At 54.8% G+C, this 24639-nt stretch carries 30 protein-coding genes, 1 pseudogene and 1 riboswitch; of the genes and pseudogenes, 27 read left to right on the top strand and 4 right to left on the bottom strand.

What is annotated here, in order from left to right; genetic code table 11:
• Window position 1 precedes the first annotated feature (1 nt).
• From QTO30_RS20665 to QTO30_RS20650, 4 genes and pseudogenes are all read left to right on the top strand, one after another.
• Window positions 2-448 (top strand): thiol-disulfide oxidoreductase DCC family protein, encoded by a 447-nt coding sequence (locus QTO30_RS20665; protein WP_340426050.1) that lies wholly within the window; start codon window positions 2-4, stop codon window positions 446-448.
• Window positions 449-450: 2 nt separating this feature from the next.
• Window positions 451-1263, top strand: a complete 813-nt coding sequence (locus tag QTO30_RS20660) for an isoprenylcysteine carboxylmethyltransferase family protein (RefSeq protein ID WP_340426049.1) — start codon at window positions 451-453, stop codon at window positions 1261-1263.
• Window positions 1264-1384: 121 nt separating this feature from the next.
• Window positions 1385-1972, top strand: a pseudogene (gene ubiG / locus QTO30_RS20655) (bifunctional 2-polyprenyl-6-hydroxyphenol methylase/3-demethylubiquinol 3-O-methyltransferase UbiG); the annotation flags it as partial.
• Window positions 1972-2367: a DUF4149 domain-containing protein gene (locus QTO30_RS20650; RefSeq protein ID WP_340426048.1), complete on the top strand. Its 396-nt coding sequence runs from the start codon at window positions 1972-1974 to the stop codon at window positions 2365-2367. The pseudogene ubiG and the gene QTO30_RS20650, both read left to right, overlap by 1 nt.
• A gap of 35 nt (window positions 2368-2402) precedes the next feature.
• Here QTO30_RS20650 and QTO30_RS20645 read toward each other — a convergent pair whose 3' ends face one another.
• Window positions 2403-2762, bottom strand: coding sequence for a PAS domain-containing protein (locus tag QTO30_RS20645; RefSeq protein ID WP_340426047.1), 360 nt, complete (start codon window positions 2760-2762; stop codon window positions 2403-2405).
• 267 nt (window positions 2763-3029) lie between these two features.
• On the opposite strand from QTO30_RS20645, the gene QTO30_RS20640 reads away from it, so the two are divergent.
• The 11 genes from QTO30_RS20640 to QTO30_RS20590 all read left to right on the top strand — a co-directional run bounded on the left by QTO30_RS20640 (window position 3030) and on the right by QTO30_RS20590 (window position 9947).
• A complete protein-coding gene (locus QTO30_RS20640; RefSeq protein ID WP_340426046.1) occupies window positions 3030-3338 on the top strand; it encodes a hypothetical protein in 309 nt (102 codons plus the stop codon).
• Between the two features lie 41 nt (window positions 3339-3379).
• Window positions 3380-3853 (top strand): hypothetical protein, encoded by a 474-nt coding sequence (locus QTO30_RS20635; protein WP_340426045.1) that lies wholly within the window; start codon window positions 3380-3382, stop codon window positions 3851-3853.
• The gene (locus QTO30_RS20630; protein ID WP_340426044.1) at window positions 3825-4370 is read left to right on the top strand and encodes a hypothetical protein; all 546 of its coding nucleotides are present in this window, start codon (window positions 3825-3827) and stop codon (window positions 4368-4370) included. Before QTO30_RS20635 ends, QTO30_RS20630 begins: the two co-directional genes overlap by 29 nt.
• Before the next feature lie 62 nt (window positions 4371-4432).
• Window positions 4433-4621 (top strand): hypothetical protein, encoded by a 189-nt coding sequence (locus QTO30_RS20625; protein WP_340426043.1) that lies wholly within the window; start codon window positions 4433-4435, stop codon window positions 4619-4621.
• A gap of 17 nt (window positions 4622-4638) precedes the next feature.
• Window positions 4639-5259, top strand: a complete 621-nt coding sequence (locus tag QTO30_RS20620) for an NAD(P)-dependent oxidoreductase (RefSeq protein ID WP_340426042.1) — start codon at window positions 4639-4641, stop codon at window positions 5257-5259.
• Between the two features lie 76 nt (window positions 5260-5335).
• A complete protein-coding gene (locus QTO30_RS20615) occupies window positions 5336-5809 on the top strand; it encodes a DUF427 domain-containing protein (protein ID WP_340426041.1) in 474 nt (157 codons plus the stop codon).
• Window positions 5803-6753, top strand: a complete 951-nt coding sequence (locus QTO30_RS20610) for an NAD(P)/FAD-dependent oxidoreductase (RefSeq protein ID WP_340426040.1) — start codon at window positions 5803-5805, stop codon at window positions 6751-6753. The genes QTO30_RS20615 and QTO30_RS20610 overlap by 7 nt, the downstream gene beginning before the upstream one ends.
• 69 nt (window positions 6754-6822) lie before the next feature.
• Window positions 6823-6911, top strand: a riboswitch (TPP riboswitch).
• A gap of 45 nt (window positions 6912-6956) precedes the next feature.
• The gene (gene thiM, locus QTO30_RS20605) at window positions 6957-7739 is read left to right on the top strand and encodes a hydroxyethylthiazole kinase (RefSeq protein ID WP_340426039.1); all 783 of its coding nucleotides are present in this window, start codon (window positions 6957-6959) and stop codon (window positions 7737-7739) included.
• A complete protein-coding gene (gene thiE / locus QTO30_RS20600; RefSeq protein ID WP_340426038.1) occupies window positions 7730-8380 on the top strand; it encodes a thiamine phosphate synthase in 651 nt (216 codons plus the stop codon). The genes thiM and thiE overlap by 10 nt, the downstream gene beginning before the upstream one ends.
• Window positions 8377-9186, top strand: a complete 810-nt coding sequence (gene thiD, locus QTO30_RS20595; RefSeq protein WP_340426037.1) for a bifunctional hydroxymethylpyrimidine kinase/phosphomethylpyrimidine kinase — start codon at window positions 8377-8379, stop codon at window positions 9184-9186. Before thiE ends, thiD begins: the two co-directional genes overlap by 4 nt.
• On the top strand, window positions 9183-9947 hold the full coding sequence (locus QTO30_RS20590; protein WP_340426036.1) for a 3-oxoacyl-ACP reductase: 765 nt from the start codon (window positions 9183-9185) through the stop codon (window positions 9945-9947). The genes thiD and QTO30_RS20590 overlap by 4 nt, the downstream gene beginning before the upstream one ends.
• Window positions 9948-10947: 1000 nt before the next feature.
• On the opposite strand, the gene QTO30_RS20585 is transcribed toward QTO30_RS20590, so the two are convergent.
• Together QTO30_RS20585 and QTO30_RS20580 are read right to left on the bottom strand one after the other, a co-directional pair.
• Window positions 10948-11292, bottom strand: a complete 345-nt coding sequence (locus QTO30_RS20585; RefSeq protein ID WP_340426167.1) for a DUF2461 family protein — start codon at window positions 11290-11292, stop codon at window positions 10948-10950.
• Window positions 11211-11600 (bottom strand): DUF2461 family protein, encoded by a 390-nt coding sequence (locus QTO30_RS20580; protein WP_340426035.1) that lies wholly within the window; start codon window positions 11598-11600, stop codon window positions 11211-11213. Before QTO30_RS20580 ends, QTO30_RS20585 begins: the two co-directional genes overlap by 82 nt.
• A 101-nt stretch (window positions 11601-11701) precedes the next feature.
• Between QTO30_RS20580 and QTO30_RS20575 the strand changes: the two genes are divergently transcribed.
• Window positions 11702-12244: a CBS domain-containing protein gene (locus QTO30_RS20575; protein WP_340426034.1), complete on the top strand. Its 543-nt coding sequence runs from the start codon at window positions 11702-11704 to the stop codon at window positions 12242-12244.
• A 372-nt stretch (window positions 12245-12616) separates the two neighbouring features.
• Here QTO30_RS20575 and QTO30_RS20570 read toward each other — a convergent pair whose 3' ends face one another.
• Window positions 12617-13471, bottom strand: a complete 855-nt coding sequence (locus QTO30_RS20570; RefSeq protein WP_340426033.1) for a LysR family transcriptional regulator — start codon at window positions 13469-13471, stop codon at window positions 12617-12619.
• 161 nt (window positions 13472-13632) lie between these two features.
• Between QTO30_RS20570 and QTO30_RS20565 the strand changes: the two genes are divergently transcribed.
• From QTO30_RS20565 to QTO30_RS20520, 11 genes are all read left to right on the top strand, one after another.
• Window positions 13633-15420, top strand: a complete 1788-nt coding sequence (locus QTO30_RS20565) for an MFS transporter (protein ID WP_340426032.1) — start codon at window positions 13633-13635, stop codon at window positions 15418-15420.
• Window positions 15421-16021: 601 nt separating this feature from the next.
• Window positions 16022-16906: a LysR family transcriptional regulator gene (locus tag QTO30_RS20560; RefSeq protein WP_340426031.1), complete on the top strand. Its 885-nt coding sequence runs from the start codon at window positions 16022-16024 to the stop codon at window positions 16904-16906.
• A 53-nt stretch (window positions 16907-16959) separates the two neighbouring features.
• Window positions 16960-17187 carry a hypothetical protein gene (locus tag QTO30_RS20555; protein WP_340426030.1) on the top strand — a complete coding sequence of 76 codons (228 nt, stop codon included), beginning with the start codon at window positions 16960-16962 and terminating at the stop codon, window positions 17185-17187.
• A gap of 11 nt (window positions 17188-17198) precedes the next feature.
• A complete protein-coding gene (locus QTO30_RS20550) occupies window positions 17199-18110 on the top strand; it encodes an MFS transporter (RefSeq protein WP_340426029.1) in 912 nt (303 codons plus the stop codon).
• Window positions 18111-18326: 216 nt separating this feature from the next.
• Window positions 18327-19145, top strand: a complete 819-nt coding sequence (locus tag QTO30_RS20545) for a HalD/BesD family halogenase (RefSeq protein ID WP_340426028.1) — start codon at window positions 18327-18329, stop codon at window positions 19143-19145.
• Window positions 19142-19945, top strand: a complete 804-nt coding sequence (locus QTO30_RS20540) for an SDR family NAD(P)-dependent oxidoreductase (RefSeq protein WP_340426027.1) — start codon at window positions 19142-19144, stop codon at window positions 19943-19945. The genes QTO30_RS20545 and QTO30_RS20540 overlap by 4 nt, the downstream gene beginning before the upstream one ends.
• Window positions 19946-19993: 48 nt before the next feature.
• The gene (locus QTO30_RS20535) at window positions 19994-21046 is read left to right on the top strand and encodes an L-histidine N(alpha)-methyltransferase (RefSeq protein WP_340426026.1); all 1053 of its coding nucleotides are present in this window, start codon (window positions 19994-19996) and stop codon (window positions 21044-21046) included.
• 59 nt (window positions 21047-21105) lie between these two features.
• Window positions 21106-22272: a GNAT family N-acetyltransferase gene (locus QTO30_RS20530; protein WP_340426025.1), complete on the top strand. Its 1167-nt coding sequence runs from the start codon at window positions 21106-21108 to the stop codon at window positions 22270-22272.
• Window positions 22273-22276: 4 nt separating this feature from the next.
• On the top strand, window positions 22277-22438 hold the full coding sequence (locus QTO30_RS22175; RefSeq protein ID WP_445327199.1) for a sterol carrier protein domain-containing protein: 162 nt from the start codon (window positions 22277-22279) through the stop codon (window positions 22436-22438).
• A 51-nt stretch (window positions 22439-22489) separates the two neighbouring features.
• Window positions 22490-23170 carry a 2OG-Fe dioxygenase family protein gene (locus QTO30_RS20525; RefSeq protein ID WP_340426024.1) on the top strand — a complete coding sequence of 227 codons (681 nt, stop codon included), beginning with the start codon at window positions 22490-22492 and terminating at the stop codon, window positions 23168-23170.
• A 262-nt stretch (window positions 23171-23432) separates the two neighbouring features.
• Window positions 23433-24413, top strand: coding sequence for a M20/M25/M40 family metallo-hydrolase (locus QTO30_RS20520; protein WP_340426166.1), 981 nt, complete (start codon window positions 23433-23435; stop codon window positions 24411-24413).
• The last annotated feature ends 226 nt before the right edge of the window (window positions 24414-24639 follow it).

Raw genomic sequence — 24639 nt, 5'->3', positions numbered from 1 at the left:
GATGCGACAGGCAAAGACCAACACGATCATTATGCAAGCCAACGGTGAAACACCCGCCAAGGCGACCGTCTACTTTGATGGTGCGTGCCCGTTATGCACGGCGGAGATAAGTCACTACAAGTCGCAAGTCGGCGGAGATCAGATCTGTTTTGTTGATGCTTCCCAGGCGAATGCACAGCTTGGCCCAGACCTGAACGTGGACGCCGCGATGCGCCTACTCCACGTGCGCCTGCCTGATGGGACGCTGGTGTCGGGCGCGCGCGCCTTCGCTATCATCTGGCAAACCCTGCCGGGTTGGCGGTGGGCGGCACGGATTGCCCGAATACCCGGCGTGACACCTCTTTTGGAGCTGGGCTACCGCCTATTTCTGCCGGTTCGGCCTCTGCTGTCCAAAGGGGCTTCGTGGTTTGTTGCCAAGCCGATGTCACAGCACGGACCGGACCGTTAGCGATGGCATCAGAGACCCATTTCCAACGGCTTCAAACCCTTGTGCGCGGCGCATTGGCACCGCCACCCGGGGCGAGCCGCATCGCTTTGGCGCTGACCTTCGGCGTGGCTCTGCATCTGATCTTTGCGGTGGCCGTCGTGGCGATGATCCTGGCGATGTATTTCGGGATGAGCCGCAGCTTGGGCAGCGTCCCTTGGCCGTACGCAATTGTGGCCAACGCCCTTCTCATCCTGCAATTTCCGCTCGTGCACTCGCTTCTGCTGACTGGTCCCGGCGGGCACGTCCTGCGGCGTTTGGTTCCGGGTCCTCATGGGCAGACCCTCAGCACGACAACCTACGCGCTGGTCGCGTCGCTCCAGTTGCTGGCCCTATTTGCCCTTTGGACGCCCTCTGGCGTCGTCTGGTGGCGCGCCGAAGGCGCGGCGCTCTACGCGGTGACTGCGGTTTATACGATTGCCTGGGGGTTATTGATCAAGGCAAGTTGGGATGCGGGCGCGGAAGTCCAATCTGGCGCATTGGGCTGGATGTCCCTCATGCGCAAGACCACGCCAAAGTTCCCCGATATGCCCACTGGCGGTCTGTTCCGCATCATCCGACAGCCAATCTACGTCGCCTTTGCGCTGACGCTGTGGACCGTGCCGACATGGACCCCGGACCAACTGGCGCTTGCGATTGGCCTGACGGCCTACTGCCTAGCAGCCCCCAAGCTGAAAGAACGCCGGTTTGCGGCCCGATACGGCGACCGCTTTGAAAGCTACAAGCGTCAAGTGCCTTACGCAGTCCCAGCAATTGGAAAAAGTATACGACATGACTGAGAAAACCCGTAATGACCTGACCATTTATGATGACGTCGCCACCAATTGGTGGTCCGATGACATCCGCTGGGTCCGTACGCTCAAAAACCTCGTACCGGGCTAGCTCGCGTGGTTCGACAAACACGTCGACTGGAACGGTTTGAACGTTCTCGATCTGGGATGCGCCGGGGGTTTCATGGCCGAAGCGCTTGCCGTACGCGGTGCCAAGGTCACAGGGATCGACCCGGCGGCACAAGCGGTCAATGTCGCGCGGGTCCATGCGGCCGAGGCCGGACGCGAAATCCAATACGACGTTGGGGTGGGAGAGGAACTCCCCTATGACGACGCAGCCTTCGACGTCGTTGTCTGCGTCGATGTACTGGAACATGTGGACGACGTGACCAAAGTCCTCGCTGAAGTGGCGCGGGTTCTCAAACCCGGTGGCCTTTTTCTGTTCGACACGATCAACCGCAATTTTTTGTCGCGTTTTACGACGATCACCATTACCGAAGATACCCTTGGCCTACTGCCCAAAGGCACGCACGATCCGGCGCTTTTCATTCGACCCGCAGAGCTGCGTACCGGACTAGAGAAAGCGGGCCTTGTGTCCGGTCCGATGACGGGCCTTGGACCTCGGGGACTGAACCGTAACGGTGATTTCACCTTTGGCCCGCTTCCGATCCGAACCGTGATCTACATGGGCATCGCCCGCAAACCGGGGAACCACTGATGATTGAAATCACCCTTCTGGTCACCGCGCTGCTGTTTGGCGGTATGGTGCTCTATTCTTTCGGCTTTGCTGCCTTTGTCTTTAACGCACTTCCGCCCGAAACCGCAGGCCCGCTCATTCGACGCGCCTTTCCGCATTTCTATCTGTTCGTGTTGGCCAGTTCGGCAGTTGCAGCGGCCATTGCATTTGCGTTCGATCCCGTTTCAAGCGCCATTCTCATAGCTATAACGGTCACGACGATCCTCGCGCGCCAAGTCCTCATGCCCGCAATCAACACCGCCACCGATGCGGGTTCAAAAACTCGGTTCAATGTCCTGCACAGTCTTTCGGTTGTGATTACGCTGGCGCATATTGGCGCTGCCGCTATCGTGCTTATCCGGCTTGCGGGATCCTGACGCGAGGGATCTTTCTTAAACTGGATTCTGTGCGCTTAAGCAAAAAACATCAAACCACCATCGGCATCGTAAATGGGCCGTATGCGCAACCGATTCAGGAACGGTGATCCGTCTTTACGATAGTTCAGGATATCGATGGTAAAACGTGTCTCCGCCTTCAGACCCTGGCGAATTGCCTCTATTGCATGAGGACTGGTCTCTGGTCCTTGTAAGAAGCGGCAGTTGCGCCCAATGGCTTCTTCCGGTGTATAGCCGGTCTGATCTTCGAACTCATCGCTCACAAAAATCATCGGGTTGTCAGAAACAGACGGATCCGAAAAGACCACGCTCATTTCAACTTCGTCGTCTTCCAGAAGCGACCTGAGGTAAGATTGATCAATTTCAGAGTTTGACATGGAATTCCCCTTCGCAGGAAATCACTTAACGAACAAGTTCGCCTACCTTGTACTCATCCGCACCGGATTGGCCAGAGGCTGATATCAACTAACTCTGCTTCAAGAATCTGAGTCAGCTTACCGGTGCGCTGCATTCCGTCGGTTACGACCAGCGGGGCCGGTCTGATTAGCTTTGGAGCCAGAAGGTTTGATCCAATCAGGCCACTGCTGCGTACTTATAAAGGTAGAAAAAATTGTAAATCAGCTTTAAGATGGAGGATCAAGGCAATGTTAACTAATGCGAGAAACCACGTCTGTTTTACGTGGAACTTCATATTCGATCTCGAAGTAAGCCCGCTTCGTAACATACCAGACGTCGCAACCCGGCATTACGTGTTCCAAGTGTTGGGCGCAATGTGGGCTGTGGTGGCGTCGGTCGCTATCGGAAGCTACACGTTTTTTGCCGCGAGCTTGATTGGTCACTCTGTCCTGATTGCAGCTGCTGCGATTACTGTCGCAACCTTCACCACGGCTGCGACGAAACCCAATGTCTTTATGCATAATTCCGGTCGCAGAAACGATGGTGAACATGAGTAGGCTTGTTTCATAAGCGCTTGAAGAGAAGTTAAGGAAAAAAAGTGGGAAAGTTGAGCTTGGTAGGGTTTACCCTGACGATAAGCGTGATTGGAACGGGTGCCGCGGCTCATGTGAATTGGTTTGTCGAGCGTGACGCAGAACCTCTTGTCAATGTCAGTTTAACCGACCCCATTTTCCTGGTGTGGATATGCCTCGCGTCGATGATGGTTCTCTTCTCCGTCTGGATTGACGGGAAATTGCCTACGCTTCGCGTTGCAGAGAGCAAGCTTCGTCACGATTTCATGGAGATTTTGCGCGTCTTCACGGGGATGAGCTTTCTTTTGACCGCCTATGAAGGGTCTCTGGTCGCGCCACACAAGGTTGCGGACGGGACATTCGGCCTTGCTCTTGTCGTGATGCAGGCCGCCATTGGTATCATGCTGATCGCCAATCGGTGGATCAAGACTGCGGCTGTCATGATGTTGGTTCTGCACGCCGGCTGTCGCAATGAAATTCGGTCTGTTTCCCGCACTTGAATATGCGATCATTATCGGGATCGCGTTCTTCTTGCTGCTAAACTCGATCGAGGATGAGGCACGCCGGGATTGGCTGAAACCGTATTCAGTAGATGCGTTGCGGATTTGGACGGGAATTTCACTTGTGGCTCTGGCCGTGGGAGAAAAACTGGCTCCCTCGGCATTGGGGCAGGTTTTTGTTGCGCAGTATCAATGGAACTTCATGCAAGCCCTCGGCTTCAACGTCTTCGACGATCGCCTGTTTGTCCTGTCCGCGGGCATGGTCGAAGCCGTCATCGGGATCGTACTAATCCTTGGCACGACAGTCCGCCTCGCGGTTTTGGCCTTGTCCGTCATAATGGCGATATCGAACATCGTTTTCATCGTCCAAGGCAACAACGAAGCCGCGCTTGTCGAATTTATCGGACATATGCCGATCATTGGCATAGCCCTGCTCCTTTTGTTGTTGGGGTATGGCCAAAGGCTGAAAATCACGCACGCCTTTTCGCAGCAGCAGGCTATTTCGAGTAGCGTATGAATGTGGACGTCTGACGCCACAACCGCCAAAACAGCCCATACCGACTTAGAAGGAGTATAGACATGAGCAATGCTAATAGTCTTGGGAACGCAACGCATGCGGACGTCAAAAGCCAACTGAGCCCGGCCACGCCAAGCCTGGACCGCCCGTGGGACTCCTTGAAAGAAGTCCTTCGTCGCGTGAATGTCCGACAGGGCGACCGGGCCACACATCGCGCCTATCATAGTCTTTACGAAGACATGCTGAATTGAGCGCACTGATACTCATAATGGGCGCGACCTCTGGCATCGGCGCGCTGGCCGTTACGGAAGCTGTCGGTCGCGGACTGCCCGTGCGCGCCTTTGCGCGCAGCGCTGACAATCTTGAGAAAACCGATTTGATTGAGCCGTTTGCTGGGGACGCGCGATCAGCAGACGATGTGACGGCAGCGCTCGCCGGTGCCCGCGCGGTGATCTACACGCTGGGTATCAAGGAACGGCTTGCGATGCTCTGGGAGGAAGAGGCGCTCTTTTCCGATAGTACGCGTGTGCTGATTGAGGCGATGAAAGACAGTGACACCAAGCGATTGGTGGCGGTAACTGGATTTGGTGCGGGACGTTCTCGAAGTGCAATGAGTTCGATTGAACGTCTTGGTCATCGGGCCATCCTGGGCAGGCCCTATGCCGACAAGGACCGGCAAGAGGCGATGATTATGGAAAGTGAAATCGATTGGACGATTGTTCGGCCAGTTATTCTGACCAATAGTGCGAAATCACGCGGGCTTGAGGTGCTGCGCGATCCATCAAGTTGGCGAAACGGATTGGTCTCACGGCGCAGTGTCGCATGCTACCTTGTTGATGCCGTGGAGGATGGCCTCGACATCGGCGCGGATGTCGTGCTGACCCGTTGAAAGCTGGCGTTTGCTGTTGCCTCTGCCGGACAGTATCGCGATGGAAGTATTTTACTCAGGGACCATGTCCAAATCAATGTCAGACCTTATCGCAGAAAACGTTCAGGTTTATCCACGACCGCCAGCCCTGGAACCGGTGCCGCACCGCCTGCGCGTCGTGTTGAATGGTGAAACTGTCGCTGAAACGACCCGTGCTTTGCGGGTCCTTGAAACCCATCATGCGCCAACCTACTACATTGCGCCTGAAGACGTGGAGGCCGCGTTGATCGCGACGCGCCGCACCACCTTTTATGAGTGGAAGGGGCAGGCAGCCTATTTCAATGTGCGGGCAGGCGACAAGACGGCGCACCGCGCAGCGTGGAGCTATCCGTCCCCATCCGCATCCTTCAGCGCTTTGGCCGGACATGTGTCTTTCTACGCTGGCGCGATGGATGCATGCTTTGTTGGTGCAGAGCGCGTCATTCCGCAGCCCGGCGACTTTTACGGCGGGTGGGTGACGGGGAACCTACAAGGGCGTATCAAGGGCACACCGGGGACCGAGCATTGGTAGGGCCGACCGCCAAAACGGCTGTCATCGGCGCAGGTATGGCTGGTCTGACCTGCGCGCGGGAATTGATGCAGCGCGGCGTAGATGTGGTGGTTTTTGACAAGGGTCGGGGACTGGGCGGCAGGATGGCAACGCGCCGCGCGGAGGGCGGTTTCCAATTTGATCACGGTGCCCAGTACGTTACACCGCAAAGCGATGGCTTTTCCGCGATGTTGAAGCAAGCCGAAGCCGCTGGTGTCGTGGCACGCTGGCCGCAAGATCGTGAAAAACCGGCGTATGTCGGTGTCCCCGGGATGACCGGCTTGGCAAAGCATCTGGGAAACGGCCTGACGATCCGAAAAGAAACCCGCATAGAGAGTATCGTGAAATCGAATGGTCGCTGGAAATTGATTTGGCAAGGCGGCGATGAGACGTTCGATCGGGTGGTCATCACCGCGCTTGCGCCTCAGATCGGCGCGCTCTTGCCCGACGCGCATCCCTTCAACGCCTCCCTGAAAACGGTCGAAATGACACCGTGTCTGACGCTGATGGTCGGACTGCCCGGTGATGTTGAACTGCCCTTTGTGTCGCGCCGCGCTCCGGAAGCGGACCTAAAGTGGATTGTGTGTGACAGTGCAAAGCCGGGTCGGCCGGATGCGACGTGCATTGTCGCGCATGCCAGCCGCGATTGGAGTATGCGGCATCTGGAATTGGATCGGGACGCTTTTGCCAAACTTATGCTGCCGCTTCTGTGCACGGCACTTGGTATCAGTGCTGTGATCACTCCGGCCTATTTGTCAGGACACCGTTGGCGGTACGCGTTTGTGTCCCGACCGCTCGGGCGTACCTATCTAGCCGACGAGGAGGAGACGCTATTCGCTGGTGGCGACTGGTGTCTTGGTGCGAAAGCCGAAGATGCCTGGGTTAGTGGGCAGGCCATTGCAGCGACGATCGCAAAACGGGTCTGATTTAAAATGACGCATAGACGAGACTAATGCGTCTCCCGGATTGACCGCACTGCCATTTCCAAGATAGCCTTGACTTGTCAGGGGCGCCGAGAGGCTGAGATGCACCCTTTGAACCTGAACCGGATAATGCCGGCGGAGGGAGGCAAAAACAGACCTAGTCGGTCTGTACCGTCTTTCCGTATCAAGCGAAAAGGAAAGATCGCATGCAACCCAATGCAGCCCTCGACGCGTTACGAACGCAATCGCCGCTTGTCCACTGCATCACGAACTACGTCGCCATGAACATCGCTGCGAATGTCACGCTGGCTGCAGGCGCATCGCCTGCCATGATCCATGCGCCTGAAGAAGTTGCGGATTTTGCCCTGATCGCAGGGGCTTTGACAATCAATATCGGCACTTTGTCCACCCCTTGGCTGGAAAGCATGAAAGCCGCCGCCGTCGCAGCAAATGCGGCCAAAGTGCCGTGGGTGCTGGATCCCGTCGCCCATTTCGCAACGCCCTATCGTGCCAAAGCAGCCCTTGATCTTCTTGCGATCAAACCCAGTATTGTTCGAGGGAATGCGTCGGAAATCATCGCTCTCGCAGGCGGAGCCGGGTCTGGCAAAGGCGCCGACAGTGGCGATCGCGTGAGCGACGCACAGCGTTCCGCCCGGGCCCTTGCAGTGCGCCATGACTGCATCGTGGCAGTCTCAGGCCCGGTTGATTTCATCACCGACGGCAAACGAAGCGCAAGTATCACCGGTGGTTCGGACATCATGCCAACCGTGACAGCCTTGGGATGTGCGCTAACAGCTTTGGTTGGTGCCTATGCTGCCATAGCACCCAGGTTCGAGGCGACAATTGCAGCGTTCGTGCACTTTGCTGAAGCGGGGGAGCGGGCAGGTGCTGAAACATCGGGGCCCGGCAGCTTTTCGGTCGCCTTCTTGGATACGCTTCACGCGCTACAAACCGGTGATCTTCTGGAGACGCGTGTGTCATGGAACTGATTCCACGCAGCCTTCGGTTGTATCTGGTGACGGACCCGAACCTTTGCCCCGGACCTGCGTTGATCGAGACGGTCGCAGCTGCGGTTCGCGGCGGCGTCAGCTTTGTGCAGCTGCGCGACAAGGAGGCCTCGACCCAAAGCCGCGTCGAAGCCGCGCGCGCGCTGAAACGCGTATTGGCAGGCAAAGGCATTCCACTTGTCATCAACGATGATCTTGAGGCAGCGGTCGCAGCAGACGTGGATGGTGTGCATATCGGCCAAGATGACGTCATTCCCGCATTCGCGCGGAAGCGTTTGGGACCGGACAAGATCATCGGCCTGTCTTGCGAGACGCCAGAACAGGTCGTGTCAGCAGACCCTGACCTTGCTGACTACCTCGGCCTTGGCACCGTTTTTCAGACTACGACCAAGGCGGATCACAAGCCAACGATTGGCCTGTCTAGTCTGGCCGAAATGGCGCGGTTGGCGCGGTTGCCAACAGTGGCCATTGGCGGATTGAAGCGCGAGCATGTGGCCGATGTCCTGCGGGCCGGATGCAACGGGGTCGCCGTGGTTTCCGCGATTTGTGGTCAACCCGATCCGGAACGCGCAGCGCACAACCTCAGCCATGCTTTGAATACAACAGCTGGACTTTCGATATGATCAGAAACGTTCTGACCATTGCTGGTTCCGACCCTTCCGGGGGTGCTGGTGTCCAGGCTGACTTGAAGGCCTTTGCAGCCAACGGGGTGTATGGATTGGCGGCCATAACGGCTTTGACCGCGCAGAATACCCAAGGCGTCAGCGGCGTCGAATTGATCGCACCGTCGTTCGTCAAGGCACAGATCGCCGCCGTTTTTGCCGACGTCCGCATAGATGCCGTTAAGGTCGGCATGATCGCAACCTCAGAGATCGCAGTAGCGGTTGCGCAGGCCTTGTCTAATCATCAAGACATCCCAATCGTGCTTGATCCGGTGATGGTCGCTAAAGGTGGCGCGCCGCTGTTGCAAGACGATGCGATGGAGGCATTGCGCGTGTCACTGTTGCCCCTGGCCACGGTCTTGACCCCAAACCTGCCAGAAGCCGCGCGTCTGCTGAACCGACGCGAAGCTGCTACCCGCGACGCAATGGCCGCCCATGCACGCGATCTGTCGGATTTGGGTCCAAATGTCACGCTGGTGAAAGGCGGCCACCTGAACGGGGACCAAAGCCCCGACGTTCTGTGGGATGGCATACATCTCCACTGGTTCGAAGCTGCGCGCATGCAAACCAGGAATACGCATGGCACAGGCTGTAGCCTGTCGTCAGCGATTGCAGCGCAGCTCGCCAAAGGTCTGGTGCCAAGTGCGGCCGTTGCCGCAGCGAAGCAGTACATCTCAGGCGCGATTGCTGCGGCTGATCTCCTGACAGTCGGACGAGGTAACGGGCCGGTCCATCATTTCTACAGTCTTTGGAAGGAAAAAACATGAGTAAGGCCCTAAAGGAACAGACCGTCTTGGTGACAGGCGCGGGCCGGGGATTGGGTGCCGCAATCGCGCGGGCATTCGCCCGAGAAGGTGCGCGGGTGGTGATCAACTATCGCAACAGCAAAGCGGCTGCAGAAGAACTTGCGACTGACTTGGGGGATCGTACTGTTGCTTTGCAGGCCGACGTACAAGATGCCGACGCAGTAAAGCAGATGGTCAAGCATGCAGAGAAGGCGGTTGGCCCGATTACGACCTTCATTCACAACGCCTTGGCTGACTACAGCTTCAACGGGGATGCGCGGTCCACCGTCGAGACCCTAAGCGCCGCTGAAATGCTCTCGCAACACAGCACTGCGGTGCTTGGCGCGCTGAATGTCATCCAAGCCACCGCTCCGGGGATGGCAAATTCGGGCTTTGGGCGGGTTGTCACGATCGGCACGAACCTCTTCCAAAACCCTGTCGTGCCCTATCACGACTATACCTCCGCGAAGGCCGCTCTGCTCGCGTTGACGCGCACCATGGCGGCCGAGCTCGGGCCAAAAGGCATTACGGTCAACATGGTATCCGGGGGTCTGTTAAGGACGACCGATGCCAGTGCTTCAACACCGCAGGAAGTCTTTGACTACATCGCGGGCGTTACGCCCCTGCGCTCGGTGGTGACCCCGGAAGAGGCCGCAGACGCGGTCTTGTTTTTTGCGAGTCCCTGGGCACGCGCTGTGACTGGCCAAAACCTCGTCGTTGACGGAGGTTTGGTGTTCGGGTGAGATGGAGAAACTGTGACGGAAGAGCCAATGCAGGATGCCTACCGTTTCCGCGTCTCGATGATTGCTAAGGGTCGAAGCGAAAGGAAGTTTTAGATCCGGGTTTTTTCTTATCTTTGAACGACCGGTTTGGTGATAGCATGTGCGAAGCAGCAGTCATGACGCCGCACCTGCAAAATAGTGCTGCGTGAGCAAAGATGGAAAAACCAAGATTGGGTTTCCCGCGGTCTGGCCGTAGCGGCAACTTGCGGCGGATGGCCGAAGAAACGCCAAAGTGGGTGATGCTGCGCTCTGTGCGATTGTCGGGTTCGGGCGGAAACCGCTATAGTCCCCGATTGAGGGCTAGTCTGTGTGAACGTGCTCTCAATGGCGTTGCCTCATAGCACGCCTTAGGAGCAGCGTGCTTACAAAAACCAGGATCAAAGCGGCGTAAATGCTGAGAGCCAGTCCGCCGAAATGGTAAACCACATAGTACGTGTCCGATGTCTTTGGCGAAGGCATCAACAGGTCGGCAATCCACAAATGATAGACAAGAATGCCAATCCAAATCAGCAGCCAAACTAGACAGGATACTTGGATGAGCTTTAACGCGCGTAGGACCATACTTGAAGCAATGCACTTGGCGGATATGAAATCAAGTGTCCCAACCGGCGAGTTCTGTTCTAAGCAGGCCGCTGACATGATAATCTGTTGGCGCCAGCATGCGGGGGCGGCTCATGTCGCCCGAACGCTGGACCGGACGTTCGCTCGATAAACCTGGATGATTGCTGGGTCCGCAGACTCCCAGTCCGCCGTCGCCCTGATTTCGCGTCCGCCGCGAACGGCGGGTTTGACGGACCGCACCGCAGCATCCGACACTCCGAACGGACGGCGGCTTTGGGTAGACTCGAATGCGGCACAACCGGCTCGGCACCGCGGATGCTGCATTGCCTTCGATGGCAGCTCTGAGCCCCAAAGCAGAGTGCGACGCCCGCATCACTCTATCGTCACGGTCCGCTCGCAATCAATCAAAGTAACGTACCAACTGCCGAGCAGTGCTAAAGATATCAATCAGCGTATCTATTGCCGTATCTTCAAGCAGCAGTCCGTCAGGCAAATCATGGCGGCATCCTAGACCAACCATTTTCAAATAGGGTGCGACTGGATGACTACTTTCAAAACCATCCGGAACTATGTCGAACGCCTTGCGTGTCACCACGCCGTCCGGAAAAGTCTCTTTGAACTCCGTATCGGTCAAGATATCGGCCAAGCCTTCGGGGTCATTAATCAGGCGCTGGCGAAGCCTCGCAAGGGCAACCTTAGATGGCTGGAAAAGTGCGGCCCCCGCGTAACAATTCTCTGGCTCGATGTGCAGATAATAACCAACGCTTTCTGAGAAATCACCGGCATTGGCAAATACATCCACATCGGCGCGGAAAAAGCACGCCCAACACGCTCACGTGGTTCCTGAAAGAACTTTGTGTAGTTTTGCTTTGGTTTAACCCGCGCTTGCGCGACGTAAGGATCAAAGCGATCAGCATAGTCGTGCAATGTAATGGCTATGCCGGTGAAATTATGCAAAGCATCGTCACGTTCGGCGCGATGCTCATCCATCCATGCCTTGCGATTATTCGCTGCGAGATTGGAAAGGAACGCAAATGTTTCTGGCTCTACCATAGGTTAAATTCCTGTTTCGCTGTTTCAGTGTGCCTATCGCTGGTAGCGAGGCAGTAACACGCTACCTCCTAAGAGGAACATACTTAACCAGGAGCATCACCATGCCAAAAGAAGCTGTACGCCCCGGAAACCGCTTGATGGACCGCCCGGAATACAAGTCAAAACAGAAGCCTTTGACCCGGTCATCGGATACAACGGTCCTTAATGCAGTGTCCGCGATGGCGGAAAAGAACTATGGCTCTGTAATTGTTGTCGACCCCGATAACAAAGTCATCGGCGTGGTGACAGAGCGTGATGTAATGAACAAGGTCGTTGGCAAGGAACTAGATCCCAAAACCACGCAGCTATCCGCTATTATGACAAAAGATCCACGGGTGGCGCGGGAGTCGGATGATTTGCTTGATTGGCTCCGGATCATGTCCAACGAACGGTTTCGGCGCTTGCCAGTGGTCGATGATGATGGGCGCATCACTGCCATATTCACCCAGGGTGACTTTGTGTCCTACACATGGCCTGACTTGATCTATCAAATGAAGTCGATTGCGACAGCGACGGTCATCAAGAATTGGCCCTGGTTCCTGATCGGGGGCGGTATCACGCTCTATTCTATCGTCATGGTCATTGTGATCGGTCTAGTCAATTGATCAAGAAGTTGGTGAACGCATAGCTGTGCGTTGCCATCTTTAATGCGGGTAGCGGTGTAGCTACCTCCGGCTTGGCTTGAGCGGTGAGAATTATACCCGCCCATTTTCACGAGATGCCTAGCAAAAAACTAGAAAGGAGCAGAGCTGCCGTTCGTAGCCGACGCAGCCAATGAATCGAAAGAGCCCACACCGGGCGTCTTGATTTCTCGCTGCGCGCGCTCGCAGCATAAGAAATGCCGCATAAGCGAAAAATTCAGCGCATTATGCAGCATAGGAATCGGCCATTCGTGCAGGTCGCAGCGTGGATCAAGCGTCGAAGTCAAAAGTCGGCGTCATCTCCACCGCTCGCCGTTCAAAATTGAATGGCAGCAGTCAACTCACTCTAGCGTGTTGCGTTCTACCAATCGTTTGTGCCGTCTCGGCTTTCAACCAGTTTCGGAGAAGCGCTGTGACTGGGTCTTCTTGCATGTTGGGATGCTCGGATATCCAGTAGTCATCGCGACCAGGAAAAGTAGCCGTTCCGATTTGAACCAGATCACCGCGCTGCAAGGCGTCACAACAAAGCACATTGTCACCGATGGCGATACCTTGTCCGGCCAAGGCGGCGCGGATTGCAAGCGCGCCGCTTCCCAGAACGAAACCTTGGTCGTACCGGAGAACCTTTTGTGCGCGCAAGAAGGTATCCCACCAGTAGGTGTCGACATCGTGGAGAAGACAGAGTGTTTCGAAAGGTTTCGCCGAAGTTTCGAGGAGTGAAGGGCTCACAACGGGAAAAACAGTAAAGCCGCAGAGGCGCTCGACAGAGGCGGCATCCGCACGTGGATGCCCATACGTGATTGCCAGATCGCTTTGCGGCTTGTGCCGCCCCGGGATAGTTGGAACGAATATCACATCGGTATCGGGTATTTCGGCCTGCAGTCGCAGTAGCCTTGGGGCCAGCACAAGATCGAGAAATTCAATATCAACTTCGACCGTAATCGCTCGACGTGCCGACAGACCTGAAGCTTCATTGAGCCCAGCGTCAAGCAATGCCAGAACACGCCGGGCGACTGGCAAATACGCCCGACCAGCTGCTGTTACGACAACCGAACGATGTCTCCGAGAAAAAAGGGCTGTCTCTAAACGGTCTTCGAGGCTCGCCATCTGCTTGCTGACCGCTGCCTGCGTGACGTTCAGTGCGTCTGCCGCACCAGCAAAGCTTTCTCGCTCCGCAGCTTCCACGAACATTCTTAACGCGGTTGGAGAAGGTAGGGCTCGCATAGCGCTGCATAACCAAATGGAAGGCGAGAGGCCAGAAAAATCTCTTTTGACCTACATTTGTCATGTCTCTAGCTATTCAGACAATGACCCAAAAAACCTCTAGTATTAGCTGTCGGGCAGCTGTTGGCATGGACCGCGCTCTCAACTGGGGCGAACTTCTCGCCGATGGCAGGGGACTTCGTATCAGCGCGGTCCTTGCGGTCATTGTTTTGCACGCTGGCGGAAACTATGCCGCCGTCACGCTTGCACCGGCGATGGTTGCGGAAGTGGGCGGCGGGGAACTCATCGGTGCTTTGACCGCACTCTTTAACATCACAACGGTTCTTGCGGCAGCAGCGAGTGGCCCGTTGGCCGCGCGATATGGCATGAAATGGCTTTGGTGGATCATGACGGGACTGGCGTTGTCTGGTGCGCTGCTTTCAGCCGCTGCAGGTACCATGTTATGGATCGCGGTTGGTCGTGCCGTTGCCGGTTTTGGAGGCGGCGGTCTGCTCGCTCTCGGATTTGTCGCTCTGCACTCGGAAACAAGCCCGGCTGCGTTCCCCAAAATCTCGGCAATATCTGGCGCGTTCTGGATCGGAGCTGCGTTTTCTGGTCCGTTGGTCGGAGGCCTGTTCACGGATTTCTTAGGCTGGCGTCCGGCGTTCATTGTCTTTGGCGTTGGTATGCTGATTTACGGATTTGCCAATGCGAGAACCATGGCAAGGGTCGAAACTGAGCGCAGCACAGAACGGTTTCCAATAACGTCGTTTACGGCCTTTGGCATAGGAATTGGGCTGATAAGCTTCGCGCCCCAATTCGACCGCGGCGCTGCGGCGCTTATCGCTTTCGTTGGACTTATCGCACTCACTGCAGCTATCTGGCGTGAAAGATCACATGTGCCGCGCATGTTCCCGAAACGCGCTTTTCGACTCCGAACGATGCAGGGAAGCGCGATTGCGGCAAAGACAGTTCTTGGGGCGAGTGCGATGAGCATTCTCGTCTTCGGCCCACTTGTTTTGACGCAAGTTCACGGACACAGCGCCACATTCGCCGGGGCGTTAGTGCTGATCGAAACCATTGGCTGGTCGGTTGCTTCTTTCGCAATCGTGAGCATTCCTGGGGGACGGTATGTTGCCTTGGCCGGTCCTTTCCTCACGCTTGCCGGTTTGATTGGATGCTATGTCTTTCTGATCGGCGGTCACTTGATCGGCGCAGCATTCTCCTTCGCCGCGTGCGGTTTTGGCCTCGGTATGATTTGGCCGTTTCTGGGTGAACAAATGGTCGCGGGTGATCTAGACGGTGAAAAGACTAAGACCATGGCCATGGTTTCCAGTGTCGAGACCCTTGGATTTGCCATTGGTGGAGCCTTGGTTGGCCTCGTGGGTGCATTCGTTGCTGGGGGTACCATCGATGACAGAGCGTCGATTCTCAGGGCCGCGAGCGCAGGTATTATGTTTTCGATGCCATTCGCGCTGATCGGTGGCGTGGCGGCCGTTCGGGCCTTGCGGGGAAGGTCAGTTGAATTCATCTGCGCCTTTGAAGCTTGCGCAAAAAGGGGAGAAGCAGTCGTGACCATAACTCGGTTTCCATATGAAGGACTGGGCCGCTGCGAGGCCGTCGTATCGGATGGACTGGTCTATGCGGTTGCGACGGATCCGCACTGTGCGGATGGAATCCTTGCGCAGACCAGGAATGCGTTGGATGAGCTCAGCAGTATTCTTGAGAAGGCGGGCAGCGGTCGACCAGGGCTACTTCAGGCCACGGTTTTTCTCAGCGACGTCAAACAAAAGCAGGAAATGGATACGATTTGGATCGATTGGATCGGACCAAAAACAAATTGGCCGCAACGCGCCTGCGTTGGCGTTGATCTCGAAGATGGTTGCTTGATCGAAATCGTAGTGACCGCAAAAGTGCTCAGGTCATCGCCTCAATAGCAGTCACTCAATTGGCGGGCAGCATCTGTTAAGTGTAGTTCTTCGATTGTCCTCGCCGCGCCAGCGATGAATGACATGGTCATTCTCCTTTCCGGCTGCTTTTAAGAGGCCAATTCTATCGTATCTCGTTGGCCTTAGGAGAGCGACTGCCGCAAAAAAACATGCCATTCATGCAGATCGCTGTGTCGTTCCAATGTCGAATATTCAGCTCCCAAGACTAAGCGCATTGAGGAACTAATTCGGAGCGATTTTGGAACAGCATAATAGAGGATATTGCCGCGAATGTGCTCGATCCTGATCCGTCTTTATGGCGACAAGATGTGGACCCGTCACGATTTGATGCCGCTCCTTTGATAGCATTTACTGCAACAAAAGAGACAGATTATGTAGCATCTGATCTGCAACGTTGAATGTTGCCACAACACCTTGCGACGACTTGTCAACGTGACATCAATTTCACTTTCTAGTTGTATGCAAAAGATATAATATCGGCGTCGGCCCAAAATATGATGTGCCTAATTTACAAGGCTTCTATCGGTTGCGGGGGTATACTGGCCGATCATCCAAATATGTACAAACAGTGGCGGTAGGTTCGAGAACGATGGCAGGTTACCCCTCAACAACAGCTCTACAAATGTTTCTCGAGGCTGCGCGCCGGGAGAGTTTTTCCAAGAGCGCACACCCGCTTGGAGTAACGCCAGCCGCGATCAGTCGCCAGATCAGCGCGCTCGAAAGTCAGTTGGGCGTCATGCTTTTTGAGCGTGGTAATCGTTGCGTCCGTCTTACCGAAGCCGGGCGGCGTTATCAGCATGTTGCAGCGCGCGTGATCTCGCTCTTACAAGAAGGGGGCAAGTACATTGAGCAGGACGCGGACCCCAAAAGTCTACGGATCAGGGTTGATGCAGCTTTCTACGTTTTCTTTCTCCAGCCGCGGATAACTAATCTAGTGCATGCCGTACCAGAATTGGTCCTAGATATCATCAATACCAGTCCCGTTCGATGCGATCAGGACAAGGGCGCGCAAGCTTGGATTACCTACGGTCAGCCAATCCTCGACCGCGAAAGCAGGGTTGAGCGGCTATTCGATTTCAACTATTTTCCAGTGGGCGCTCCAGATATTTTGAGTAGCATAGCCGATCCGATCGGGACGTTAACCCTGTTTCATGATCTACAGCGGACGTCTTGGGCCCCAATTCTTGACCTCCAGGGTGCGGGGCGCAAAAAGCTACCAGTGGTGTTTGGTCAATACACGATCTGTTTGGATGCGGCAATTGCAGGGTGTGGCTTGGCCTTGGGCAATGATTTTCACTGCGCCGATGCACTTTCCGACGAACGACTGATGGCTGTAGGTAACATCCAGTTACCCGCGCATTCCTCATATTGGTTTGTAATTGATGAGAGATTGGTTGTTGATGAGACAGCGCTCGCTTTTCGCACTTGGCTTTTTGACGAGTTGCAGCAGGTCCGTAGTGTTCTGAGCAGATGACGTTGATGAGCAAATCGCTCGCGCCGTTCCAAGTCGTATAAAGGGGTAACTGCTTGATACGAGATGAAATAGCCACAGACTGGCCCTCTATCATAGCAGTGACTTTGGGGATCACTGCCTTTGCTACGGCACAGGGCCTAACTTATCCCTTGCTGTCCTTCTTGCTAAAGGACGCGGCACTCAGTGAAGGCCTGATTGGCCTTCATGCTGCTGCATTTATGGTTGGACTTGTTGTCTCGGTTCTAACCTTGCCAGCATTGAATGCATATGCACGTGCTTAAGCACTTTGATCGTGGCAGGATTGGCTATAGCAGCTGCAGCGCTGGTCGGATTCGCGCTGACGGAGAACTTGATCTTTTGGTTTTTTCTGCGGTTCGTCCTCGGCTATTGCGTGAACACAATTTACGTCCTAGGCGAAGCTTGGTTGAACGCTGCTGCGAATGACAGAGTTCGCGGGAGAGTTACAGGTGTCTACGGTGCTGGAATGTCTTTCGGGTTTGCAATAGGCCCGCTTGGCATAGCTGTTTTTGGCACAGAAGACGGCCTCGCGTTCTCGATATGCGCATCATTCGTCGCACTTGTAGCGATGCTGTTTGCGATATTGGCCCGGCGTGCAAAAGCGGAGCCAGAACCTGTGATCTTGCGCGAGATCGGGGCTTTTTTCACGTTGTCGCCTCACTTGATAGTCCTAGTCATTATTTTCGGCATATTCGACAGTACGGCAATTGCAATTCTGCCGCTTTATTTTGTCAATGAAGGTCTAACTCAGGGCGAGGCAGCGATCTTTGTCACAGTAATCCATGTCGGCATGATAGTTGCGCAACCCGCACTTGGCTGGCTGTTAGACCGAGTGAACCGGTGGGCGGTCGCTATCGGATGCCTCGCCGCTACCAGTTTAAGCTTTTTCGTGCTTCTCTACATACCAGTCTCTAGCTCTTTACTCTGGTTGGTCTCAGCTGCGGCTGGAGCCGCATTTTTCGGCGTCTACACGTCAGCCCTAACGCTTCTCGGACAAAACCACACGGGCAGTACGTTGGTAGCTGGGAGTGCTGCTTTCGCCATGGCATATGCGCTCGGCGGAATTGCCGGGCCCGCTACTACAGGTGCGCTATTGGCCATCAACGCCAGTTGGGCATTTTGGTTTCTTATCGCGGTTAGCACGTGCGCGGCTGCAATTTTGTGGCGGAAGCTGGGGCGTTCATAGCTCCGCAGTTTTTCATACATCTGCTCAACTCGTGGGAAGAAATGTAGGTGTTCAGTTGCGGGAAACTTAGTGTAGAGTCACAATTTGTAAATCAAGTATGCATTGCAAAGACACATAAACCTGTGGTTGTCTTGAACCGCAATATCAGATCTCAAATAATCCAATTCTTTGTCTCCGCAATTCTCATAAGAATTAGCGAAGCGTAAGAGGTGCGAAATGAGCAATGTGTCAAATGCAGCGGATGATTTATGCGGAAATATGAGTGTGGGTTTCGATTTGGAATCTGACCTCACTCCGCACAGGATTCTAACTAAAAACCTTATTCGACATAATGACTATAAGCTTCTTGCAGATGCACGGGAAGCGTATGGAGCTTGTGGCTATGCGGCTCTGCCTGGTTTTCTCGAGAAACCAGCTGTCGTGACTTTGACTGATGAACTCACGCGGCTACGCGAGAAAGCGATGCGAAAAGATTTTTCGATGCCAGGCTATGAAAGCCCACGCAATATGGCAGTGCTTAGCGGAAGACAAATTTCCAGGGAATCGCCGTTGATATTCAGCCTATATTTTCATCATGCCATCCGCGACATGATCGCCGAAATCACACAGTCGTCTGTATATAGTTGCTCGCATGAGGGTGAATTTCTGGTCGCCAATATGCTGGAACAACCAGGTGATACCCACGGTTGGCACATAGATGATCCCGCATTTGCCTTAGTAATCTGTCTAAAGAGCGCCCCCGCTGATGCAGGTGGGGAAGTTCAATTTATTCCGGATTGGGTAGACCTTTGCGCTAGTCACCGGCGCTCTCCAAGCGAAAATATCGATGATCTAGTGACCGAATGCCATGCGAGTGGTCTGGTGAAGACTGATCAACTTGAAGCAGGTGACGCCTACCTCTTAAACGCTGGTGACAATTTACATCGCGTCATGCCTTTGACGCGATCTGGCGTAAGCCGTTGGGTTGTTAATCTTGGGTTTCAGAGTGTGCCCTACCAGACCTATGGCACTACAGCAGATGCACTTTACAGTTGACGGTTTCATCCGCACCAAAGGGGCTGTTCGACAAGCTTACAAGTGAACGAATGTTCGATGGTCAGCGTGTGCTGGTCACGGGCGGAGCTAAAGGCCTTGGCCGTGCCATTGCGGAACGTTTAGCCGCTCTTGGTGCGGAGGTCTTAATTGGCGATATCGACTCAGAGGCTGGTGCCAATGTGTCGGCGGTGGCGCGCTCCAATGGCAAAGTGATCGAGTTTCACCACCTAGATGTCACCAACCGCTCGGATTGGGACCGGTTAACGGTTACTTTAGCGAATCTGGGCGGCCTAGACATGCTTGTGAATAACGCTGGTATACTAATTTGCGAGCCGATAGCGACCATGAGCGAGGAGACATTGCAGCGCACCTTTGATGTCAACGTCAAAGGGGTGCTGCTCGGATTGCAAACCGCGCTTCCTCTCATGACCCGTCGAAAGCAAGGACGGGTGGTGACAATAGCCTCAACTGGCGGATTTGTTGGAAGCGCAGGCGGATATGCTGCTTACTCTGCAAGCAAGGCAGCGGTACTGTTGATGTCCAAGTGCGCGGCCATTGAGTGGGCAGATCAAGATATCCGATTCAATTGCATTTGCCCAAGCGCGATTCCGACCAGCATGGCGGAGAGTCTTACAGAAACCGATTGGGCCGCGCGTGCTGAGGCCTCGCTATTGAACCGAACAGCTCGGATTGGTGATGTCGTTGATAGTGTTATCTTTCTGCTATCAGAGCAGTCCGCTTACATCACTGGAACCGAAATCATTATCGACGGCGGAACAACCGCCCAAACCGCGCGCTAGGTAGTCGTCGCGGCGCAATAAATGAAGTTATGACATAGGAGACTTCCCATGAACGCCAGCGACCTCGGCTTTAACGCTGAAAAAATGAAAGCCATGAGCACTAACAACACCATCATCGCAAGTGACGAAGGGCACCCGCGTGTCGATGTCTGGCGCGCCTCGAATGAAGCGACCGCTGGATATGCACCTGAACAGATCGATGAATTGCGCCAAGCATTGACTGGTGTGACCAAATATGTACCCGCCGTATTTCTCTATGACGATCTCGGATCTGCGATCGGTGACGAAATCGTCGATGCAAAGAGCTACTACCTTGCACGCAAAGAATGCGAACTGCTCGACCGCCACAACGAAGACATTGCAAGGCTAACCGTTTCCCCACTGGTAGTAGAACTGGGCAGCGGTAGCGGCAAGAAGAATGCTGGGCTTTTACGATCTGTCCAGCAGCAGCATAGCGCGCTCTACTACATGCCAAATGACATCAATGAGAAACTGATGTATGAAGGTGCGCAGGTCTTGGCCGATATGCTGCCTGGCGCACGCATCCGCTGTCTCGCTGGAACATTCGAACAAGCGATCCAAGAGGTAGTCCACGCCACAGAGATCCCGAAACTCTTCATGCTTCTTGGCAGCACTATTAGTCAGCTTGACGATTTTTCCTTGCTTCGCTTTTGGCGAAGCCAAGTCAGTAAGGGTGATCAGATTCTTATCGCCTTCGACCTGGTTAAGGATCCGGAAATCGTAAAAGCAGCTTATTCGAACTCTGAGACCCAACGTCATAGCGCAAATGCATTGATGAGTCTCAATCGCAGTTTTGCAGGAGATTTTGATCCCAATGCTTTCGAGTTCGTGGTTCGCTACCACTCGGAACTCTCTCGGAACGAAACCCACCAGAGGAGCCTTAAGGATCAAGTTGTGCGACTGGAGGCCCTGGGGCTAGAGGCGCATTTTGCCAAAGGTGAAACAATTCGTACTGCATATCAGCGTAAGTTTGTGCTGGACGACGTCACCGCGCAAACGGAGGCAATCGGACTTTTCCCGATTGCCCGTTTCACAGATGAGCAGGACTGGTACGCCCTCGTTCTTTTCGAGGCAGGTTAGATAAAGTGGCGCAACATTTGCACAACTTGGGACGTCAATCACAGGGCACTGTAGTACATGTGCCCGATAATATTGAGCTTGGCGGAGAGGTGACAAAGCACACCAACTACGTTGTCGAGCAGCTCGTTGCGGACGCTTTCGATGCCTTCGTCGATGTTATGGACATCAGTTGTCTGGAGGATACCCAGACATCCTGCCGAACCCGGCTCGCCCGCGTGCTGCGCAGCGACAGATGCTTCTGCGTTTATGACACACGGTTGCCGCACGTTACCAACCAGAATCAACCCGAAACCGAAGTGTTCAAAGGGCCGTGCCATCAAATGGTCGCAACACTCGGTCTCTACGATCTTGATATGGTTGTACCAGGTGGTCGGATCGAGATGGCAGGCGTGACAGCAGTATCAGTGCGGCCGACGCATCGTCGCCGCGGTCTTTTACGGCAGATGCTTTCACACGGCTTGCAAAATGCGCGGGCACGGGGCCAGACTATGGCTGCTCTTTGGGCGACGGAGCCCACGATCTATCGCCGATTTGGTTTTGGAAGCGCAGTGAAGGTCGCAACACATCAGATAACGGCTTGCCTAGAATTCTTGGGTCCGTGTTTGGGTGATCCAATGATCGTGATGGTTGACCGCGCCACGTTTCTTGACTCGGCGCGCGCGCTCTATGATCGCAATCTTGACAAACGACCAGGTGTATTTCGGCGAAGCACAGATTGGTGGGAAGCGCGGCAGCTCGTTGCCTCACCATTCGGGAGTTTCCCTGGCGCGTGCCTTAGATACGCACTGGCCCTGCGCGGCGAGGAGGTTGTCGGATATCTCTTGTTTCACACCAACTCGGAGAAGCAGGATTCCAATGACGGGGGTGTGTTATTCATTCGCGAGATATTTGGCACCGATGTAGCAGCGGAATTGGAGCTTTGGAGGTTTGCAGCAAATCACGACCTTGTCTCTACGTTGCGCGCGCCCTTTCGACCATACCCGGATCCAATCATAGCGCTTGCTAGAGACTCTCGGATGATCAAAACGACCGTATCCGAAGGATTACACCTTAGGTTTCTGGACGTCGCAAACGCGCTTTCCGCGCGCAGATATGCAATCTCTGGGAAGATTGATATTGCGCTAGAGGGACCGGATGACGTGGCCGGTCTATACTGCATCTTTGTCACTTCGGACGGTCGTGCCCAGTGCCGCATGAGTAGCCAAACAGCCAATTGCAACAGATAGCTCTGTGCGGCTTCACGCATCCACATTGGCGGAAGTCTTTTTCGGCGGTCATCGAGTGTCGTATCTCGCTAGGGCTGGACAGATCGAAGGGCCGACCGACGTTATAGATCGTATGGATTTGATGTTTCTTCATCGTAACACACCAGTATCGCTAGAAATTTTCTAGTCGAGAGCGCGTTACGAACCGCAAAGAGCAATCGCAAAAAAGGAGGTCAGAATGTCACAAATACATCTGAATAGGGAGTTGTCGTCCCCAACTGACGCAGGCGTTGAAGCGGTTCCAGGCGCAGGGTTGCAGTTGCATGGGTTCGAACCCTTCCGGCTGAATGAGAGCTACAGCACCTTCTTTGCAACCTTGCATCAAACCTGTCTCGATCTCGAAGCAGATCCTTACGGCGACGGTTCGACCCGTTTCCGTTGCTATGGCCGTGCGCTACTGCTTCCCTGGAGCAAGGCTCTGCATTGGTTCCCCAACACGTGCAATTCCGACGGCAGGGAGGCCAGCGAATACTACCAAGGAGACTTTAACCCCGAACTTGGCGATAAGTCGCGGCTCTTTCCGCCGCTCCCCGCCCAAATCTGCAATAGTGGCGATTTGGCCGAGGTGATCGTCGACAACTTTGATCGTACAGTATGGCAAGGCTTTGATCGCAGCGCCCCGATCCAAGTTGGGGTTGCGTTGATGCGGCTCTATGTAAATCGTACCTATCCAATAGCCAAAATCACTCCCGATTGCCTCCATCAGGATGGCGAACATTACACCTTCATCCATTTGATTGATCGATGCGGCATAAGCGGCGGAGACAACACAGTTGCTGAAGTATCGCAGGTCGGAAAGTTACCAGTCGATACACCTGCAGGAGAATCCGGGCGAGCTTCACGCTCGAAGAACGGCTAGAAAGCTACGCTGTGCACGACCCTCAGGTCTCACATCACGTATCAGGAGTTGTCCTCGATGGTGCCGCGACCGAAGGCTGGCGACATACATTGGTAATTGACTTCACGCCGATGAGCCCTCGTTTCTGAGGGCGAGGAAATATCACATGGTATGCTCGGTCCCTCCGATCCCAGAGATCGCAAATCAAGATCCGCCGGATATCGACAAAGACTATCTCATCAATCTGCTTAAGCGCTTGTTAGCGACGCCAAGCCCAGTGGGCATGACCAAGGACGTAATGTTTCTTGTTCGGCATGAGCTCCAGCAGTTGGGGCTGCCCACTAGTGTCACGCGCTCTGGGGCGCTAAAGGCAACCTTTGAAGGACACGATTCGTCGGTGAACCATGAATTGGGATTTGCCGCGCATCTCGACACATTGGGCGCTATGGTAACGCAAATCAAACCCAATGGTCGCGTCTCGTTGACCCCTCTTGGTAGCCTGCCTGCTCGATCAGTCGAGGGCGCGCGGGCCTTGCTTCATAGCCGAGAACCGATCCGAGGCACATTCTTACCGTTATTGGCTTCAGGCCACGCGCATTATGATGAGATTAACACGCAACCGGTCGATTGGAGCAACCTAGAGATGCGGCTCGATATCCGTTCGGACAGTGCAGCGGACACTCATGCGGCTGGTGTTGAGGTAGGCGATATCGTTTCGCTCGACCCACAAGAGTTTTTCTCGGACACCGGCTTCATTACGTCACGCTTCTTGGACAATAAAGCCGGTGTGGCCGCGCTCATGGCTGCAGTGCATGCATGCGTCCAAGCTGGGATACGCCCCGCGCGTCAAGTACAGCTTTTGTTTTGCGTTACGGAGGAAGTAGGCGGCGGCGCAGGCCATCTCGTGAATGAGGCTATTGCAGACGTGATAGCAATTGACATTGCGCTGTGCGCGGAGGGTCAAAACAGCCATCCCTATGGCGTAACCATTGCATTCAAGGATCTTTTTGGACCATACGATCAGATTCTCGCGCACCGTTTGGTCAACCTGGCTGAAGACAATGGCATCGCCCACGCTCGGGACGTATTTCCGCAATATTTTAGTGATGCCCGCGCCATCCGAGATGCAGGCCACGATGTACGCTTGGCTCTCTTGGGTTTCGGATGCGACGCCAGTCACGGCTATGAACGAACGCATACCGCGTCACTTCTTTCGCTCTCCCGCCTGTGCGTTTGCGCAATGCGAGAACTGAATGCATCCTGACCCGGCATTCGCTATGTAGTGTACGAATAACTTCTCCATGCATAATCTGCCGCCTCACCTTTGGGTCGAGTTCTATGATCCGCGATACCCCCAATACTGAGTCATTATGGACCGCGTCTTTCTACAAGTTCTGGCAGCCGCACCGGCACGCGGCCCAGCCATGTTTTAAAGCCTTCTCCAAAATGCGCCAGCCAACCGGTTAGAACGCTTTCTGTCCGGATCGACA

The organism is Yoonia sp. GPGPB17, from assembly GCF_037892195.1.
Taxonomy (GTDB): Bacteria; Pseudomonadota; Alphaproteobacteria; order Rhodobacterales; family Rhodobacteraceae; genus Yoonia.
Note: the sequence above shows the minus strand (reverse complement) of the source record. Positions and strands in the feature narration are given on the sequence as shown.

Coding starts and splice junctions, on each gene's coding strand:
- QTO30_RS20665 (WP_340426050.1), top strand. CDS start 2: ATGCGACAGGCAAAGACCAACACGATCATTATGCAAGCCAACGGTGAA.
- QTO30_RS20660 (WP_340426049.1), top strand. CDS start 451: ATGGCATCAGAGACCCATTTCCAACGGCTTCAAACCCTTGTGCGCGGC.
- QTO30_RS20650 (WP_340426048.1), top strand. CDS start 1,972: ATGATTGAAATCACCCTTCTGGTCACCGCGCTGCTGTTTGGCGGTATG.
- QTO30_RS20645 (WP_340426047.1), bottom strand. CDS start 2,762: ATGTCAAACTCTGAAATTGATCAATCTTACCTCAGGTCGCTTCTGGAA.
- QTO30_RS20640 (WP_340426046.1), top strand. CDS start 3,030: ATGTTAACTAATGCGAGAAACCACGTCTGTTTTACGTGGAACTTCATA.
- QTO30_RS20630 (WP_340426044.1), top strand. CDS start 3,825: ATGAAATTCGGTCTGTTTCCCGCACTTGAATATGCGATCATTATCGGG.
- QTO30_RS20625 (WP_340426043.1), top strand. CDS start 4,433: ATGAGCAATGCTAATAGTCTTGGGAACGCAACGCATGCGGACGTCAAA.
- QTO30_RS20620 (WP_340426042.1), top strand. CDS start 4,639: ATGGGCGCGACCTCTGGCATCGGCGCGCTGGCCGTTACGGAAGCTGTC.
- QTO30_RS20615 (WP_340426041.1), top strand. CDS start 5,336: ATGTCAGACCTTATCGCAGAAAACGTTCAGGTTTATCCACGACCGCCA.
- thiM (WP_340426039.1), top strand. CDS start 6,957: ATGCAACCCAATGCAGCCCTCGACGCGTTACGAACGCAATCGCCGCTT.
- thiE (WP_340426038.1), top strand. CDS start 7,730: ATGGAACTGATTCCACGCAGCCTTCGGTTGTATCTGGTGACGGACCCG.
- thiD (WP_340426037.1), top strand. CDS start 8,377: ATGATCAGAAACGTTCTGACCATTGCTGGTTCCGACCCTTCCGGGGGT.
- QTO30_RS20590 (WP_340426036.1), top strand. CDS start 9,183: ATGAGTAAGGCCCTAAAGGAACAGACCGTCTTGGTGACAGGCGCGGGC.
- QTO30_RS20580 (WP_340426035.1), bottom strand. CDS start 11,600: ATGGTAGAGCCAGAAACATTTGCGTTCCTTTCCAATCTCGCAGCGAAT.
- QTO30_RS20575 (WP_340426034.1), top strand. CDS start 11,702: ATGCCAAAAGAAGCTGTACGCCCCGGAAACCGCTTGATGGACCGCCCG.
- QTO30_RS20570 (WP_340426033.1), bottom strand. CDS start 13,471: ATGTTCGTGGAAGCTGCGGAGCGAGAAAGCTTTGCTGGTGCGGCAGAC.
- QTO30_RS20565 (WP_340426032.1), top strand. CDS start 13,633: ATGGACCGCGCTCTCAACTGGGGCGAACTTCTCGCCGATGGCAGGGGA.
- QTO30_RS20560 (WP_340426031.1), top strand. CDS start 16,022: ATGGCAGGTTACCCCTCAACAACAGCTCTACAAATGTTTCTCGAGGCT.
- QTO30_RS20545 (WP_340426028.1), top strand. CDS start 18,327: ATGAGCAATGTGTCAAATGCAGCGGATGATTTATGCGGAAATATGAGT.
- QTO30_RS20535 (WP_340426026.1), top strand. CDS start 19,994: ATGAACGCCAGCGACCTCGGCTTTAACGCTGAAAAAATGAAAGCCATG.
- QTO30_RS20525 (WP_340426024.1), top strand. CDS start 22,490: ATGTCACAAATACATCTGAATAGGGAGTTGTCGTCCCCAACTGACGCA.
- QTO30_RS20520 (WP_340426166.1), top strand. CDS start 23,433: ATGACCAAGGACGTAATGTTTCTTGTTCGGCATGAGCTCCAGCAGTTG.